The sequence below is a fragment of the Candidatus Blochmannia sansabeanus (nom. nud.) genome (assembly GCF_059935345.1).
In genome coordinates this window covers 413,291-432,100 of record NZ_CP011795.1, presented here as the reverse complement: position 1 = coordinate 432,100, position 18,810 = coordinate 413,291, and the positions used below count along the sequence as shown (strand labels likewise).

16 protein-coding genes are annotated in these 18,810 nt (G+C 28.2%); 4 read left to right on the top strand and 12 right to left on the bottom strand.

The window, feature by feature from the left end:
• Positions 1–4: 4 nt before the first annotated feature.
• The 12 genes from sufB to prfA form a co-directional block, all read right to left on the bottom strand.
• Entirely contained in the window at positions 5–1,501 is a 1,497-nt protein-coding gene (sufB, locus tag Bsans602_RS01850) for a Fe-S cluster assembly protein SufB (RefSeq protein ID WP_500836844.1), read from the bottom strand.
• A gap of 19 nt (positions 1,502–1,520) precedes the next feature.
• On the bottom strand, positions 1,521–1,901 hold the full coding sequence (sufA, locus tag Bsans602_RS01845; protein WP_500836843.1) for a Fe-S cluster assembly scaffold SufA: 381 nt from the start codon (positions 1,899–1,901) through the stop codon (positions 1,521–1,523).
• A gap of 384 nt (positions 1,902–2,285) precedes the next feature.
• Positions 2,286–3,302 (bottom strand): lipoate--protein ligase, encoded by a 1,017-nt coding sequence (gene lplA, locus Bsans602_RS01840; RefSeq protein ID WP_500836842.1) that lies wholly within the window; start codon positions 3,300–3,302, stop codon positions 2,286–2,288.
• Positions 3,303–3,667: 365 nt separating this feature from the next.
• Complete coding sequence (gene pheT / locus Bsans602_RS01835; RefSeq protein ID WP_500836841.1) at positions 3,668–6,058, bottom strand: phenylalanine--tRNA ligase subunit beta; 2,391 nt, start codon at positions 6,056–6,058, stop codon at positions 3,668–3,670.
• 15 nt (positions 6,059–6,073) lie between these two features.
• Positions 6,074–7,066, bottom strand: a complete 993-nt coding sequence (gene pheS, locus Bsans602_RS01830) for a phenylalanine--tRNA ligase subunit alpha (protein WP_500836840.1) — start codon at positions 7,064–7,066, stop codon at positions 6,074–6,076.
• Between the two features lie 232 nt (positions 7,067–7,298).
• Positions 7,299–7,652 carry a 50S ribosomal protein L20 gene (gene rplT, locus Bsans602_RS01825; RefSeq protein WP_500836839.1) on the bottom strand — a complete coding sequence of 118 codons (354 nt, stop codon included), beginning with the start codon at positions 7,650–7,652 and terminating at the stop codon, positions 7,299–7,301.
• A gap of 82 nt (positions 7,653–7,734) precedes the next feature.
• Complete coding sequence (gene rpmI / locus Bsans602_RS01820; RefSeq protein ID WP_500836838.1) at positions 7,735–7,932, bottom strand: 50S ribosomal protein L35; 198 nt, start codon at positions 7,930–7,932, stop codon at positions 7,735–7,737.
• 72 nt (positions 7,933–8,004) lie between these two features.
• Complete coding sequence (gene infC, locus Bsans602_RS01815) at positions 8,005–8,574, bottom strand: translation initiation factor IF-3 (RefSeq protein WP_500837388.1); 570 nt, start codon at positions 8,572–8,574, stop codon at positions 8,005–8,007.
• Positions 8,575–8,580: 6 nt separating this feature from the next.
• The gene (gene thrS, locus Bsans602_RS01810; RefSeq protein ID WP_500836837.1) at positions 8,581–10,512 is read right to left on the bottom strand and encodes a threonine--tRNA ligase; all 1,932 of its coding nucleotides are present in this window, start codon (positions 10,510–10,512) and stop codon (positions 8,581–8,583) included.
• 1,267 nt (positions 10,513–11,779) lie between these two features.
• The gene (kdsA, locus tag Bsans602_RS01805) at positions 11,780–12,616 is read right to left on the bottom strand and encodes a 3-deoxy-8-phosphooctulonate synthase (protein WP_500836836.1); all 837 of its coding nucleotides are present in this window, start codon (positions 12,614–12,616) and stop codon (positions 11,780–11,782) included.
• Between the two features lie 210 nt (positions 12,617–12,826).
• Complete coding sequence (prmC, locus tag Bsans602_RS01800) at positions 12,827–13,663, bottom strand: peptide chain release factor N(5)-glutamine methyltransferase (protein WP_500836835.1); 837 nt, start codon at positions 13,661–13,663, stop codon at positions 12,827–12,829.
• Positions 13,663–14,745 carry a peptide chain release factor 1 gene (gene prfA, locus Bsans602_RS01795; protein WP_500836834.1) on the bottom strand — a complete coding sequence of 361 codons (1,083 nt, stop codon included), beginning with the start codon at positions 14,743–14,745 and terminating at the stop codon, positions 13,663–13,665. Before prfA ends, prmC begins: the two co-directional genes overlap by 1 nt.
• A gap of 688 nt (positions 14,746–15,433) precedes the next feature.
• Between prfA and lolB the strand changes: the two genes are divergently transcribed.
• The 4 genes from lolB to pth all read left to right on the top strand — a co-directional run bounded on the left by lolB (position 15,434) and on the right by pth (position 18,757).
• Positions 15,434–16,054 carry a lipoprotein insertase outer membrane protein LolB gene (gene lolB, locus Bsans602_RS01790; protein ID WP_500836833.1) on the top strand — a complete coding sequence of 207 codons (621 nt, stop codon included), beginning with the start codon at positions 15,434–15,436 and terminating at the stop codon, positions 16,052–16,054.
• Positions 16,051–16,923, top strand: a complete 873-nt coding sequence (ispE, locus tag Bsans602_RS01785; RefSeq protein WP_500836832.1) for a 4-(cytidine 5'-diphospho)-2-C-methyl-D-erythritol kinase — start codon at positions 16,051–16,053, stop codon at positions 16,921–16,923. The genes lolB and ispE overlap by 4 nt, the downstream gene beginning before the upstream one ends.
• Positions 16,924–17,016: 93 nt before the next feature.
• Entirely contained in the window at positions 17,017–17,955 is a 939-nt protein-coding gene (locus Bsans602_RS01780; protein ID WP_500836831.1) for a ribose-phosphate pyrophosphokinase, read from the top strand.
• A gap of 211 nt (positions 17,956–18,166) precedes the next feature.
• Positions 18,167–18,757, top strand: coding sequence for an aminoacyl-tRNA hydrolase (gene pth / locus Bsans602_RS01775; RefSeq protein ID WP_500836830.1), 591 nt, complete (start codon positions 18,167–18,169; stop codon positions 18,755–18,757).
• Positions 18,758–18,810 lie beyond the last annotated feature (53 nt).

The window sequence follows — 18,810 nt, the reverse complement described above, 5'->3', positions numbered from 1 at the left end:
AATTTTATCCAACACTGTGTTCTAGAGTAATTGCCAGTAATTTTTGTGCTTCTATAGAAAATTCTAGAGGTAATTTAGAAAATATATCTTTGCAAAATCCATTTACAATCATAGAGATGGCATCATCTTCATTAATACCTCGTTGTCTGCAATAAAACAGTTGATTATCACTGATTCGTGAAGTTGTAGCTTCATGTTCTAGTTGTGTATTATTATTATGTGATTCAATGATTGGAAATGTATGAGAACTACATTGTTTACCTATTAGCATTGAATCGCATTGTGTAAAATTACGTGAATTTGAAGCAGTTTTCTCAATTTTTACTAATCCTCGATAAGTATTTTGACTATTACCAAGAGCAATGCCTTTTGAAATAATAGTTGAGTGTGTATTTTTTCCAATATGAATCATTTTTGTTCCGGTATCTGCTTGTTGTGCACCGTTGGTAATAGCAACGGAGAAAAATTCTCCAATAGAATTATTTCCTTTTAAGATTACACTTGGATATTTCCAAGTAATAGCAGAACCAGACTCAGATTGAGTCCAAGACATTTTAGAATTTTCTCCAGCACATAGTGCTCGTTTAGTAACGAAGTTTAAAATTCCGCCTTGAGAACGTTGATTACCAGAAAACCAGTTTTGTACCGTTGAATATTTTACTTGGGCATCTTGCAATACTATAACTTCTACAACTGCTGCGTGAAGTTGATAACTATTATGTATCGGGGCCGAACATCCTTCAATATAGCTAACATAACTACCTGTATCGGCAATCAGAATAGTGCGTTCAAATTGTCCAGTTTTTTTAGAGTTCATACGAAAATAAGTTGATAATTCCATAGGGCAACGTACATTTTTTGGAATATATACGAATGTCCCATCAGATACAACTGCGGCATTGAGTGCAGCAAAAAAATTATCTTTAAAAGATACTACACTTCCTAAATATTGACGTACTAAATTTGGATAATCACGAATTGCATCGTGAAATGAGCAGAAAATAATGCCTTTTTTTAATAAAGTAGTACGGAATGTAGTAGATACAGAAACTGAGTCAAAGATAGCATCAACTGCTACATTTCCTTTTTCATGTATTGGGATACCTAGTTTATCAAAAGTTTTCTTTACTTCTTTAGTTAAGTATTTTGATTTATTTAAAAGAGCATTTTCATTTTTTTGTGTTGTGTGTTCTTTTTTGTTTTCGACACATGCTGGAGCAGAAAAATAACTATAAGAATTATAGTCAAGTTTTTGATAATGTCCTTTTAACCAATGTGGTTCTTCCATATTAGACCAAGCACGATAGCCTGCAAGTCTAAATTCCAACATCCATTTTGGTTCTGATCTTTTTTTTGAAATAGCACATACTACATTTTCGTTAATACCTTGTTTAAGTTCTTCATTATTTAGTTTAGTAAAAAATCCTTCTTTATAATATGAATCGTTATTTTTAGTTAAACTTTCATTAATATTGTTGTATATGTTAAAGTTATTTATCATTATAATGATACCTGTTTTGTTAAATTCCAAAACTTTCACCGCATCCACAGGAATATTGAGCTTTAGGATTATTAAATTTAAACATATGATTTAGTCCTTCTTCTACATAATCTAATTCAGTTCCATCAAGAAATGGCATTATATCTAGTGGTATAAATAATTTAGCTCCATTACGTTCAAAAATTAGATTATTATCATTTAATGATACAACTTTAGACATAATATACGTAAATCCCGCACACCCTGATTTTTTTACGGTTACTTTTAATCCTAAAACGTTGGGATCTTTATTTTTTATATAAAGAATTTGTCGCACTGCTGCATCAGTTAAGGTTAGCCCATCCCAATAAGCATGGTTTTTAGGCATATAATTTGTATTTTGTTGGATATTATTTTTCATTATAAATTACCTTTAAATTTATTATGTAATATTCTCATTAAAGTAAATATTTTTATCGTATTAGATATTTATAATTGTAAAATATTTTCGTATATTACGTGATTTATTTATATACTGTATTATGTTATCATATAGCACAATTTATATAAGCAGCATAGATTTCATTTTTAATTAATGGTTTGTACTTTCGAACAGTAAATATGAAATGATTCAGATACTACACTATAGTATCATATACTATATATATGATCTATTTTTAAGATCAACGAAATTATATTATGTATGATTTTATTGCTAATTAGTAGGCATGAACAAATATATGTAGTCATATAAAAATAATAAATACATTAGTTAGTAATTAAGATTAACATAAAGTTAATAAAATTATGATATATTTTTAATTAACCAATCGGAAGTTTCTGATAATTCTTTTTTATGTTGAGGCCAGTTATTTATCCATTTTTTGCAACAATATGCAACACTTTTGACATTATATGGTATACCTATTAAGTTTTGTTCTAATATTTCTAAAGGGGCTGGTTCTAAACAATCGGTAAAAATGCGACAACAATCAATTATTCCGCGTTTTATATTAAAATATAATGTTACATTACCCCAACTAAAATGAGTGTCTAGTTGATGTGTGAATATAGGAGTATTGCCAAAATTCCAATTCCAGTCACGTTGTTTGTTAAATTGCTCAGAAAACCCTGGCATATGATAAAAATTATCTATAGATAATATTTCTGGTGTTACTCTCATTTTGTAATGATCGAAAAATTCTTCTGCTAATCCTTGACATACTTCTTCGTGATTAATATCAGGTTTTAATTTATTTAAATTAGCAACACGAGACCGAACAGAAGCAATTCCTTTAGTTTCTAATTTTTTAGGATCTGGATTAAGATAATAACTAAGCTTAGCAATATCGACATGTAGAAGTAATGTTCCGTGATGAAATTGACATCCAGGCGTTTCACGATATGCAGATCCACTGATTTTACGTTCTCCTTCTGTTGTATTGATAACAAGATCATTTCTTCCAGAGAAGAAAGCTTTAATTCCAATACGATTTAATCCATTTAAAACTATATTAGTGGATAAGTGTTTGTTATAATTTTCTTGAGTAGATATAAAGGTGAAACAAGTATTACCTAAGTCATGAAATACAGCACCACCTCCACTACTCCTTCTAGCTAATTTAATTCCATCTCGTTCCATACGGCGAGTGTTGCATTCCTTCCATGCATTTTGAGCGCGTCCTATTACCACTGTATTTTGATTTCTCCATAAAAATAATATAGATTGATTTTTAGATATATTTTTAAACATATATTCTTCAAGTGATAAATTAAACCATGGATCATAAGAGTTGGATAGTAATAATCTCAAACAAGACATAAATCTTCCCTTATCAATATTTAATATTTGATATACAACTTATATATAAATCCACATGCATATACATATGATCAGTATACTATTTTATTATTAATAATAGTGAATTTTTAAATTATTTTTATTAAATCATTAGTATTGCAAATAACTTTTTATATATGTTTTTAATTTTTTATAAATATAGTATATTTATTTAAATAGTTTACACAAAACTTTTTGTTTTATGAAAAAATTATGTAACCAAAAGATTAAAACATTTATATTTATTTTTATATAATATATTTAAAATAATCTTTTAATTTATTTATGTATTTATCGCTCTGTTAATAATATTTGCATGAGATTTACATAAAACAATATTTACGTTTTTATCTTAAAGTACCATGAAAACGTTTTATTAAAATTGTTGAACATTCACTAATAATATTAGATATGTCTGCTTCTTTTAAAGTATGGGTTTTGCTTTGTAAAAATAATTTAATAGTAAAGCTTTTATGACCTTTTGGTATACCTTGGCCTTTATAAACATCAGATAACTTGATTCCAACTAACTGATCTTTATGAGTAATTTTTTTACATTCAGTAATAACAGATTCTGCAGAAATATTGTCCGGTACTATTACAGAAATATCACGGTAATTTTTAGGAAATTTAGAAATGGTAGTAATTTTAGATAATGTGGATTGAGAAATCATATTCCATGATAGTTCAAATATTAGTGTGTGTAACCGTAAATTTAATTTAGTTTGTATAGCAGGATGAATCATTCCAATATATCCAATACATGTATTATTTAAATAAATTGCTGCGCTTTGTCCAGAGTGTAGTGCGGGATGTGTGTGTTTCTTAAATTTTACATAATTTAATTTGTTAGTTATATTGAGTAATGATTCTACATCTCCTTTTATATCGTAAAAATCTACTGGATATTCTGTTAAATCCCAATGTGCATCAAATCTAAAACCAGAGCGTATCCCAGCTATCATAAAATTTTGATGCACCTGGTTTTCGGCAGTTTTTTCTGGAATAAAACATATACCGCTTTCAAATAATTTAATTTGTTTTTGTTGTCTATTTTGATTATAAATCACTGATTTGATTAATCCTGGCCATAAAGATAGTCTCATAGTGGACATGTCTAATGTAATTGGGTTCTTTAACATTAATGGAGTTTGTTGCGGGTGCAATAATTTTTGAATGTTAGGATCTACAAAACTATATGTTATTATTTCTTGATAACCACGATCTATTAATAGATTTTTTACTCTTGATAATGATATAGTTGATGCACGGTGATAGTTTGTTATTAATTTTGTAGGGATTAAAACATGAGGGATATTGTTGTATCCATTAATACGTATTATTTCTGCTATTAAGTTTTCTTCAATAGAAATGTCAAAACGCCAAGTTGGCGTCAGTGCTGTCCAGTTATTATTTAAAAATTCAATTTTAAAACCAAGTCGTGTTAAAATATGTGTGATTTCTTCATCCAGGATATTAAAACCAAGAATTCTGTCTAATTTAGTGCGATTTAATGTAATATTGGCTGGTTTCGGTAACATATCATTATTTATTATGTGTATTATTGGACCGGGATAACCACCGCAGATCTTTAATAATAGTGATGTAATCTGATCTAAAGCTAATTTAGATATATTTGGATCAATGCCTCTTGCATAACGAAAGGAAAAAAGATCATGCATATGATATAATTTAGATTGATTAGCGATAGTAGATGGTTTTAAAAAAATAGATTGTAACATGATGTGACGGGTATTAGGACAAATACAATATTGATTAGGAATGGTTATTCCAGCTATTGATAGTGGTTTTTTAGAATCAGAGATTATTATTGTATTAGGAAATAATTTTAAATTATTGTTATTAGATAGTTTTAATATTTCTCCTGCTTGTGAAAATCGTATGTGTATTATATTACCTTCAATTTTTTCATAATCAATGATATAAACTGGATGTCCTAGTTCTAATAATACATAATTAGCAATATCAATCACTACATTTACTGCACAGATCCCGCAACGACGTAGTTTTTCTGATATCCATAAGGGTGTAGGAACAGTAATATGAATATTTTTTAAAATTCTTCCTAGAAATTGTGGACACACATCAGGAACTTCAATAGAAACTGGAATGGTTTCATTGATTGTTGGTGTAGTGGAATTTATTTTTATTCTTTTTAATTTTAGCCGATTGATAGCTGCTATCTCTCTAGCAATTCCGATTATATTCAGACAATCTCCTCTATTGGGAGTAATATTTATTTCAAAGATATTATCATTAAGGCGCAAATAATTATAAAAGTCTTGCCCAATAGGCGCATCCATAGGTAATTCTATTATACCTACTGTGTGATGAGTTATTCCTAATTCTGAAAAAGTACATAGTATACCTTCTGATTGTTGTCCTCGTATAATAGTTAGTTCAACTCTATGTCCATTTGGTAATACTGATCCTATATTAGCAACAACTGTTCGGATATTTTTACGACAATTAGTAGCATCACAAACAATATTCAATAATTTATTACTACCGTTATTTATTTTTGTTATCCATATATTATTGAAGTTTGGATGTGGTTTACATTCTACAATTTCTCCAATAACTACTCCATGAAAAATATTAGAAATAGGTTTTACTTCATTAACTTTAAATCCAGCCATAGTTAATTGATTAACTAATTCAATGCTACTAATAGATGGGTTTATCCATTCTCGTATCCACATTTCACTAAATTTCATTCCAGTATCTCTATATTATTGAAATTGATTAAGAAATTGTAAATCATTTTTAAAAAAATTTCGTATGTCGTTGATATTATAAAACAGCATTGTTAGTCGTTCTATTCCTATTCCGAAAGCAAATCCTGAAAACTTTTTTGTATTAATATTTGCTTGACGCAATATGTTAGGATGTATCATACCACATCCTAATAGTTCTAACCAATTTCCTGTTTTTTGATTGATTACATCTATTTCTGCAGATGGTTCTGTAAATGGAAAATAAGATGGTCTGAAACGTAAAGGAATTTTTTTTTCAAAAAAATTATATAAAAAGTCATATAATATTTTTTTTAGGTGGCATAAATTAATATTATAATCTACTAGTAGACCTTCCATTTGATGAAACATAGGTGTATGATTTTGATCATAATCTTTGCGATATACTCGTCCGAAAGAAATGATTCGAATCGGAGGGTTTTTATGAGTCATTGCGCGTATTTGAATACTAGAAGTATGTGTGCGAAGTAATCGTTTTTCATCAAACCAAAAGGTGTCATGTTCATCTCGGGAAGGATGGTACACGGGGATATTTAGTGCATCAAAATTAAAGTAATCATTATCGATTTCTGGTCCGTGTGTTACGGAAAATCCTAAAGTATTAAAAAAAAGCTTCATACGGTTTATAGTACTTGTTATTGGGTGACGTGTACCTAGAGTTGATAAACGTCCTGGCAAAGTGACATCTACTGTATCAGTAATTAAGGCTGTTCTTATGTTTTTTGATTTTAAAATATTTTGTCGTTCGATAAATGATGTGTATATATCTTTTTTCGCTTGATTAATAGCTGCGCCTAATTTAGGTCGTGCATCTAAAGAATAACTATTAAGAGTCTTAATTTGTTGATTTAAGTATCCTTTTTTTCCTAAAAATTTGATACGTATCAATTCTAAAGTACTTATACTATTAGATTTCATTATATCTGATTGTGCTTGTGTAACTATTTTGTGTATAAGATCTAATGACATATATAAATCCTCGTGTTATTATTAACTATGTGTGTGAACTTATAATTAAATTTAATTAATAATTACGTGATATATAATTGTGTATAAATTGTAATATAAGGAAGCTGCATGTGTATAATCACTTATTAACACTAGTTTTTGTTCGGATTATTCAAAAAAATATTATTGAATGGATATCAAAAATTTAATGTTTAATTAGAATTGCATGTATATTGCAATGAAATATAGATGATTATAAATCAATTTTTGACTTGTCGACTAAAACAGAAAATGTTTCTTTATCGCAAACAGCGATTTCAGCCAGCATTTTTCTGTTAATCCAAACATTGGATTTGTACAATCCATTTATTAGATAATTATAAGAAATACCACACATTCGTGATGCGGCATTGATGCGATTAATCCATAGTCTGCGAAATAAACGCTTTTTTCGACGACGATCTCGATAAGAATATTGTCCAGATTTTATTACTGATTGGTAGGCAACGCGATAAGTACGAGATCTTGCGCCATAGTAACCAGCTGCTTGTTTTAGTATTTTTTTATGGCGAGCACGTGCCACTACACTGTTTTTTACGCGTGTCATATGTATTATTTCCTCTAATAATGCAAACGATTGTGGCCATGATATTTAAAATAATTTCAATAATAGATCAAATTAGATTGTTTTATATATATGGTAAACATCTCATCATTGTAGTTAGATAGATTTTAGAGAGTATAGATTTTTGACGTAAATGTCGTTTATGTTTGGTAGATTTTTTAGTTAAAATATGTCGCATATGGGCGTGTTTATATTTATATTTTCCTAAAGCTGTTATTTTAAATCGTTTACTGGCTGCTTGAAGTGTTTTAATTTTAGGCATAAATCAATCTCGATAATTATTTTTAAATTATATGTTTTGAGCGCTAATATGTGTATGTAAATAATATAATTATTATTCAATTTTTTGGATTTTCGTGCCTACTATTTCTTTTTTTGGGTTTAAAATCATGGTCATTTGACGTCCTTCGATTTTATTGGAGAAAAATTCTACTGTTGTTAATTCATGTAACTCATTACGTATACGGTATAACATTTTTGTACCAAGTTGATGGTGAATTAATTCACCTCCTCTAAAGCGCAAAGTTATCTTTACTTTGTTTCCTTCGTTGAGGAATTTAATTAACTTACGTAATTTAATTTGATAATCACCTTCCTCAGTAGCTGGTCTGAATTTTATTTCTTTAATATGAATCACTTTTTGTTTTTTCTTTTGTTCTTTTGTAGATTTATTTTTTTCGTACAAAAACTTACCATAGTTCATAATTCTACATACAGGTGGATCAGAATTAGGACTAACTTCTACTAAATCAAGACCAATATCTTCAGATTGCTTAAGCGCTTCATGTAAACTAACCACACCGATTTGTTTTCCGTCTACTCCAGTCAACCGAACCTTGTGAGCATTAATTTCTCTATTGATACGATTTAATCGCATTGATTGTATTTTTTTTCCTAATTTAATAATATTTTATTCCTCTATTTGATGAAAACTGTAATTGTTAATTTCATATAATAATTTTTTTATAAATACATCAATATTGTAATTATTTAATTTTTTACCACGATAAGTGCGTATGGCTACTGTGTTTTGATTCATTTCTTGATTACCACAAATAAGCATATAAGGTACACGTTGTAAAGTGTAATAGCGAATTTTAAATCCTATCTTTTCATTTCTCAAGTCTACTTTTGTTCTTATTTGTTTGTTTAGTAGTTTTTTTTCTATATCAGCAACATACTCAGATTGTTGATTGGTAACATTCATCAGGACAACTTGTGTTGGGGCTAGCCATGTTGGAAAAAATCCTGCGTATTCTTCTGTAATTAAACCAACAAATCGTTCCATGGAACCAAGGATGGCTCTATGAATCATTATAGGGGCTACTCGATTATTTTTATGATCAATATAACGTGCATTTAGTAAATTTGGTAAAGAATAATCTAATTGTATTGTACCACATTGCCAAGTTCTATTAAAAGAATCAAGTAAGATAAATTCTATTTTAGGACCATAAAATGCACCATCATTAGGTTGATATTGAAATGAGATATTATTATGCTGAAGTGCAGTCGATAAATGTTGTTCCGCTATATCCCATATTAAATCTGTTCCAATCCGTTTTTTTGGGCGAGTAGATAATTTTACTACAATTGTTTTAAATCCGAATGTATTGTATACGTCATACATCATTTTAATACAGTGGTTTAATTCATCGAATATTTGTGTTTTTGTGCAAAAAATGTGGCCGTCGTCTTGAGTAAATTCTCGTGTTCTTAATAGTCCATGTAAAGATCCAGATGGTTCATTTCTGTGGCAATTTCCAAATTCAGCTATACGATAAGGTAAATCTTTATAAGATCTAATGTTTTGATTAAAAATTTGAATATGTCCTGGACAATTCATTGGCTTAATACAATATTCATGATTTTCTGAAGAAGTAGTAAATATGTGTTCATGATAATTATCCCAATGGCCTGTTTTTTTCCATAACGCATGATCAATCATAATGGGACTTTTAATTTCCTGGTATTTATATATTTTAAGTTGTGTTCGTATAATTTTCTTTAATTCTTGTAATAAAATCCATCCATTTTCATGCCAAAATATCATACCAGAAGCGTCTTTTTCTATGTGATATAAGTGTAATTGTTTAGCAAGATTGCGATGATCATGTTTTTTAGAATTTTGTAATGTATTATGTTTTGATATTCTGAATTGCCGTTTATTAACCCAAATAAAGCCATGGATACGTTGTAATTTTTTATTGTTATTGCTTCTATGCCAATAAGATGTAGAGATCTTATATAATTTAAAATTCCGACAAAAACTAATATTAGGTATCTGTGGCCCGCGACACATATCTATATATTCTTCATGATAATATAATGTAATATCTTCAGTTGGATTAATATTTTCATTAAGAATAGATACTTTGTATTTTTCTCCAAGGGATAAGAAAATTTCTTTGGCTTCTTCCCAGGTAACGCTTTTTTTTATGATATTGTAATTTTTACTAGCAAGAAGAATCATGTGGTTTTCTAGAATTATTAGGTCGTTGTTCGTAAGGCAATAATTAAGATCTATATCATAATAAAATTCTGTATTTATTACTGAACCCAATGCCATTTTGGTTGAAGGCCATAATTGTTTTATGGCATGTCCTAATAAATGTATGCAAGAATGGCGAATTATATTTAATCCTATGTCATCCTCTGCGTTGACAAATTCTAATGTTGAATCGTGATTTATTAAATCCGTAATGTCAATAAGCTTTCCGTTTACTCGTGCAGCTATATAATTTTTAGATAATACTGAATCCGTATCTTTAGAAATTTGTAAAGGAGATACCGGGTGATTATATTGATATTTATTTTTGTTATTTAAAATGATTACAAGCATTGATTATTCCCTTATATTGTTCACATCTTATTTGTGTTTTATCGTATAAGAGCTTAAATTTTTAAGTTTATTTTTTAGTTTTTCATCGTATATCATTTTATAATGTAGCTTTATCGAGTATTACACACCTTATCATATCTTCATTTTATTTTATATGTAAATAATATCTATTATAAATTATAATAATTAAATCTCTTACATAAAATTGTAGATTATCGTTGATAATTATAATAAGTTTATTATATATTTTTAATATAAAACTAAATAATTCTAGCATATTATTCTTATATATAAGAAGTATAAATATGAAAATTATATTTAATTTAATTGATATAGTTTTTAAAAATGATTAATAACGATGATATTAATATTATTTTTTTTACAATAAAAATATTTGGATAAATATCTGGGCTGAATTACTCTTGCGTTATACTAAGGTATTTTTTATTAAGTAATAATTGTAATTGTTTGTTCAATAGATTTATTTAAAATAATTTTTATAATTTATATTATTTTAGGGATATAGAAACTGTTTTATCTAAATTATCATTAATTTTTAATAATGAATTGTTAATTAAATTTAATTTTTTAAAGTTTATAATTTTTGATTGAAATTTACATGAGATATCAAAAATGTTTAAATTATAAATAATTTGACAATGCAACGTATTAGAATTTATAAATAAAAATAATATTTATAGTAATTGGTATTACTATATTTAAATTGAAATTTATTTTTCTGGTGTAAGAAAAAAAAGTGAGTGTGGGTTTGTTTTTTATTTTAATAAATTAATATATAATGTAAATTTGATTATATTTTCATGTTATTTAATTTTTTCTTTCGAGTTATATTATGTAGTTTTAATTATTGTATTGATATAATATCATTTAGTATTACAAATTTTTTTATTGCATCAATATGTCTGTTATAATTTTTTTGTCGCGGTTAATGAAAGTTTAAAAACATATATGGTAAGGGTAAATTTTTTATAGTTATGCTTCAAATGTATTATCATCTTGATATAGGATGAAAATTTAATTTAAGATATTTTTGAGTGTTCGTTCTAATTGTATTTAATTTATAGTACTGTTTATGGGTGTTTTGGTGTTGTAGGCATTATTATTATTATAGTGTTGTCGGTTTTGACCTGATCTGTGAGAGTTTTTAATTAAATTAAAATTAAAATAAGGGTGATGTACAAATTGGTTATGAGTTTAAATAATGTTGTCTGTTCGTAGTTAATTTGATGATACGGGCATGTAACTTCTAAAAAGATTTTATTAGTTCATCGATAGCTTTCATTTGTTTTAAAAAATCTTCTAGTTTATTTAATGGTAATGCAGAAGGCCCATCGCATTTAGCATAATCTGGATTTGGATGTGCTTCAAGAAATAATCCTGCTATACCTACTGCTGTACTGGCTCTAGCTATCTCATACATTTGTGTATATCTTCTTCCTCCAGAAGTAGGACTTAAAGGATCACGCGTTTGTAAAGAATGTGTAACGTCTACTATTATTGGGCAACCTTGAGAAATGCGATTCATTATATTGAATCCTAATGTATCTACTATTAAGTTATCATAACCAAATAAAGTACCTCGTTCACATAAAATTATCTTGTCATTTTTAAACGAACGACATTTATTAACAATATGTACGACTTGTGTTGGACTCATATATTGTGGTTTTTTTATATTAATTGGCATTCCAGTTTTTGCTACAGATTCAATTAAATCTGTTTGACGAGCTAGAAATGCTGGAATTTGTAATATATCTACTACTTCTGATGCAATATTTGCGTGATGAATTTCATGTACGTCAGTCATAAGCTTAACGTCGAACATTTGTTTTAATTCCTGGAGTAAGCGTAAACCTTTTTCTAATCCTGGCCCACGATATGAGTTAATTGATGAGCGGTTTGCTTTGTCGAAAGATGCTTTAAATATATGAGGTATGTTTAATTTTTTAGTTATGTGAACATAGTGTTCACAAACTTTCATAACTATGTCTCGTGACTCTAAAACGTTCATGCCTCCAAATAGTACTAACGGTAAATTATTTGATACTTTTATATCAATAATATCAACTGTTAATTGTTGCATGTGTCGCGTTTCCAAGTGTTATCATGTTAAATGCACAGTATTAATTAGATTTTAAATTAAATATATTCTATTATACTATGTATATAGTTTATTTTTTTAAATTTTAATTTTTATAATTTATTTTTACTTATTTTTAAATCTAGTTATTACAAATCGTATTGTTGCAATAAATCAGATATGTATACATATTGTTAATAAACTATAAGATTTTTAATGGGGTATCCATTTTCCGTATGTTACACGTTCATAATGCTGATAATCGCGTACTGTATGAATATGAGTAAATCCAAATTTATAAAATAATGTGCGCATATATTTTCCTTGATTCCAACCATGTTCTAAAAACAGCCATCCATTTTGATACAAATGTTGAGTAGAAAGTTTACAAATTGTTGTTAAATCTGCTAGCCCTGATTGTCCTGATATTAATGCGTTTTTAGGTTCAAAATTCATGTCCTTAATTTTTAGACATGAATCATGTTTAGCGATATATGGCGGATTACTGACAATAAGATCAAATTTTTTTCTTACTAAATATTTAAACCAGTTTCCATATATAAATCCTACGTTTTTTAAATTGAGAAGAACTTTATTTTTTCTAGCAATAACTAATGCTTGCTGTTGGCAGTCTACTCCTGTAATATTCCAGTTTGGTCTTTCTGACGAAAGAGCTAAAGCTATTGTTCCTATTCCAGTGCCTAGGTCTAAAACACTTAGTTTAGGCGTATATAGCAAGCCAAGCACATGTTCTACTAAGCATTCAGTGTCTGGTCTAGGAATAAATACACCTGGAGTTACTTTAAAATTTAAGGACCAAAATTCTTTTGAACCAATTATATAAGCTATAGGTTCTCCTTTTTTTCTACGATAAATTAATGATTTGAGTTGAGTGGCTGTATCGTATGTTAATAATGTTTCTCCAAATGCTAATAATTGGGCACGAGGTTTATTTGTAACTTTTTCTAAAATAATTTCAGCATCTCTTCTTGGACTTGTAGACTTTTTTAAATTTAAGCTAGCCCAATATAGCCATTGATCCCATGTCATTATTCTGACTCTAATAGTTTATCGAGTTGATTAGCTTGATGCTTATCGAAGATTGGTTGCATTAAAATATCCAAATCTCCGTTCATTATATCATTTAGTTTATATGATGTAAAAGAAATACGATGATCAGTAATGCGACCTTGTTGGAAGTTATACGTGCGGATTCGATCAGATCGATCTCCAGTACCTAGTAGGTTACGTCGGGTACACGATACTTCTTTTTGTCGGCGTTTTATTTCAATAGCATGCAATCTGGAAGCCAGTACTGATAATGCTTTGGATTTATTTTTATGCTGCGATCGCTCGTCTTGGCATTCTACAACTAATCCACTTGGTATGTGGGTAATGCGAATCGCTGAATCAGTAGTATTTACATGTTGTCCTCCTGCACCTGATGATCTAAAAGTATCAATTCTTAAGTCATAAGGATTAAGAGTGGGTAGTTCAATATTTGGTATTATTGGAATTACAGCGATCGTGCAAGTAGAAGTATGAATTCGACCTTGAGATTCGGTGTGAGGTACTCTTTGTACACGATGTCCTCCAGATTCGAATTTTAATTGTCCATATGTCCCTTTGTTAGGAATCTTGGCAATTATTTCTTTATAACCACCGTATTCGCCATAAGTGGCATTGATAATCTCTATTTTCCATCGACGCACCTCTGAATAACGAGCATACATTCGGAATAATTCTCCTGCAAAAATTGCTGCTTCTTTCCCACCAGTGCCAGCTCGTAATTCTATAAAACAACCTAATTTATCATTAGGGTCTGTGGGTAATAAGAGTATTTTTAAATTCTGTTCAAGATTATATTGATTTAAATAAAATTCTTTCAATTCATCTTGAGCAATATCGCGCATATCTATATCTGAAAGCATTTTTTTTATATTAGTTATTTCTTGTTGCGTATTTAACCAACGTTTAAAACAAATAACTATTTCAGATAATCGTGCATGTTCCTTAGCTAAGACACAAAAACGTTTTTTATCGCAAACAATATCAGGTTTATTGAGCAATTTTTCTAATACATTAAAACGTTCTTGTAATATTATTAGTTTTTTAGTGATAATAGGATTCATATATGTTTATGTTAGAGTGATACATATTCTATTTTATATGAAATTATTGATATTAATTATTATCAGTATAGCTGAAGCTTACCGTTTTTTATTTAGATAATATTTCTGTAATCATGTTTGTATAAAATAAATTGTATCTTAATTATATTTGGATCTAAATTTGAATAGATATCGTATGCTTGTTATGAGTAATATTAACATAACTAGTATCAATAATAATTGATATCATATATTTATTTAAATAAAATAGTTTAGAAAATTTTTGGATACATAGCAACTAAATCTATATTTATTTAGATAGTTTATGAAGTATTTTTATTAAAGGTTAACTTACGTATATGTACATAAGTTAAAGTTATTAAAACAGTATAAATTTTGTTGTTTAATTTAAATATTTCATTATTATGAGTATTTTACGATGAAATTAATGTTATATAATATGGTCGAGTAAATCTTTTAGATAAGAAAGAAAATATTGAAATTTAAAAATTAAATAAACTAATCATATAATCGTGTGTTATTACTGAGTGTTTGTTTAAATACTAGATCAAATCAATATTTGATATGACTGAAAGCTTTGTTCGTGATTGGGTAGGTAGATAATTATATGCAAAATATGGTATGAATCTGTATGTAATATAATAAAATCTACATTTTGTATAAAAACTTTTTAAAAGTTAACCTTTAGATGTATCGACATATATGTTTTCAATTATTTGGAATAGTTGTGTTTATTTGTGTTTCTTGCGTTCATCATCAGAACTTTACCTTGTTTGAAGATAAATTAGTAGTGCATATGTGGAATAATCACAAGGAATTAATATCCCACATTCTTAATTATCAAGCACAAGGCGTTATTATTTATATGATTAATAATTATAGAAAGATGTATCTTCCATTTATTTGGACTAAAGAAAATGATAACTTTCATATAAAGTTATTTAATGTTTTTGGATTAACTGTAATCTCTATATCTGTGGAAAATGGAGTAGTTTCTATTTTAAATCATACGCCCCATCAAAATAATGATTTAAAAAATGAAATTCAAAAATGGTTTATGATGGATATTAATTATTTTTTAGGACAACTACAACAATGGTTTCTCGGATTGCCTAATAGTAACTCAGAATATGATCTAAATTCTATTGGTTATTTATCTCATATAAATTATTGTTATCAGAACAAGAAAATATCTATATATTACCGTCATTATCATACTAATCACATCCCAATGTTACCTAAAATTTTAGATATATATTGTGATCAATATTACATTAGGTTAATAATAAATAACTGGAATATACGATGAATTATCAATGGCCATCTCCAGGAAAACTTAATTTATTTCTGTATATTACTGGGTATCATACAAATGATTACCATTGTTTGCAGACTTTGTTTCAATTTATTGATTATGGTGATAGTATTGAAGTATTTGTAACAGACAGTGGTAAAATTAGATTATTTACTAAGGTGGATGGTTTAATGCACTGTGATAATTTAATTGTGCGAGCGGCAAAGTTATTACAACATTATTGTTGGCCTGATAAAAAATCATCACTTGGTGCAGATATTTTTCTTAATAAAGTGTTACCTATTGGTTCTGGTTTAGGTGGTGCTTCTTCTAACGCTGCAACTGTATTAATGATACTTAATCAGAAATGGCGTTGTTACTTGAATAAGAATATTTTAATGCGTTTAGGTTTAATGTTAGGATCTGATGTACCAGTGTTTATATGTGGGTACTCAGCGTTTGCTGAAGGAATTGGTGATGTGCTTACACCAGTTTTTATACCTGAAAAGTGGTATCTTCTTGTCATACCACCGATTAGTATCAGTACTTCGTGGGTTTTTCAAATGTATAAATCAAAAAATCGTTTTTATTCCCCGTATCGTTCAGTAAGAGAGTTATTATCTGTATCTTTTAGTAATGATTTTGAAGAAATTGTAAAAGAGATATTTCCTGAAATAAAAATATATTTTACATATTTATCACAGTATGCATCTACGCGAATTACTGGAACAGGTTCTTGTATTTTTTCTGAATTTAATACTGAACATCTTGCTTATCGGGTTCAAAGTTATTTGCCGTCATGGATAAAAAGTATTGTAACACGAGGAATTAACTTGTCTCCGTTGCATCAAAAATTATTAAAATCTGATACATTAGTATTATGAAATTTTATTTCATTAAAAACACTGTTATATTATTATATATTCTGAGGTATAGAGATAAGATTATCGAATGTAAAACTATGAGATGTTTCTAATATGAAACTTTTTACTGGAAATGCTATCCCAGAATTAGCTCAATGTATTGCTAACAGATTATACACTAATCTTGGAAAGGCCTCCGTCGGTCGTTTTAGTGATGGAGAAGTAAGTGTGCAAATTAATGAAAATGTACGTGGTGGCGATATATTTATTATTCAATCTACTTGTGCTCCAACAAATGATAATTTAATGGAATTAATTGTTATGGTAGACGCATTAAGACGTGCATCAGCTGCTAGGATTACTGCCGTAATCCCTTATTTTGGTTATGCTCGTCAAGATAGAAGGGTACGCTCTTCTAGAGTACCTATTACTTCTAGAGTTGTGGCAAATTTTTTATCTAGTGTAGGGGTGGATCGTATCTTGACAGTAGATCTGCATGCTGAACAAATACAGGGATTTTTTGATGTACCAGTAGATAATGTTTTTGGGAGCCCAATCTTATTAGAGGATATGATGCAGCAAAATTTTAATAATCCTATCGTAGTGTCTCCAGATATTGGAGGAGTAATACGTGCTCGTGCCATTGCAAAATTACTTAATGATACTGATATGGCAATTATAGATAAACGGAGATCTCGCGCTAATATTGCTCAAATTATGCATATTATTGGAGATGTATGTAATCGTGATTGCATATTGGTAGATGATATGATTGATACTGGTGGAACCTTATGTAAGGCTGCAGATGTTTTAAAAGAAAAAGGCGCCTGCCGGGTTTTTGCGTATACTACTCATCCAATTTTTTCTGGCAATGCTTATGAGAATATTCAAAATTCCATGATTGATGAAATTATTGTTTGTGATACTATTCCATTAAAACCAAAAATAAAATCTTTACCTAATGTACGCGCGTTGACTTTGTCTGGTATGCTTGCTGAAACAATTCGTCGCATTAGTAATGAGGAATCTATTTCTGCTATGTTTGAGCATTAAACGAAAATTATTCATATATTTTAATTTTAATGTATTCTGTTGCTATGTCAATATAGTTATAAGGATAAGGGATTGTTAGTTTTCAATAAAAGGATGTGTAAAATCTTTTGAGAAGATATTTACATTTGAATTAATAATCGTATTAGTAATTTGATAATAATGTTGAATAAATATTAATTTATAAAACTATATAATGGTTTGCGCGTGAAAGATGACTATTAAACTTGTTGCTGGTTTGGGTAATATTGGAGTGAGTTATCATAATACAAGACATAATTTTGGTTCTAAATATGTTGAGTTATTAGCTAAAAAATACAGAGTCATGTTGAATAAAAGTGATAGATTATATGGGTATATTGGGAAATTAAAATTAGCAGATAATGTTGTATATTTATTAATACCAGATTTATATATGAATAATAACGGGCTTGCAGTATCTAAATGTGTTGATTTTTATCAATTATACGTAGAAGAAATATTGATAGCACATGATGATTTTGATTTACCACCAGGTGTAATACGTATTAAATTAGGTAAAAAAATTGATGATAGTCATAATGGATTAAGAAATGTTATTACTAGATTGAATAATAAATTTAATTTTTATCGACTACGTATTGGTATAGGTCATCCTGGTAAAAAAAGTAAAGTGATTAATTTTGTATTAAATAAACCATCCATGTATGAGAAATTTAGAATTGATAGCGCAATTAATGAAGCAATATCTCATACTGAAAGTATAGTGACTAAAAAATTTGTTAAAGTTATGAATCAATTGCATTCTTATAAGTCTGATGTTTAAGGAAATATTTATTTAGAAAATTTTATTATTTTTATAGAATATTGATGATGATA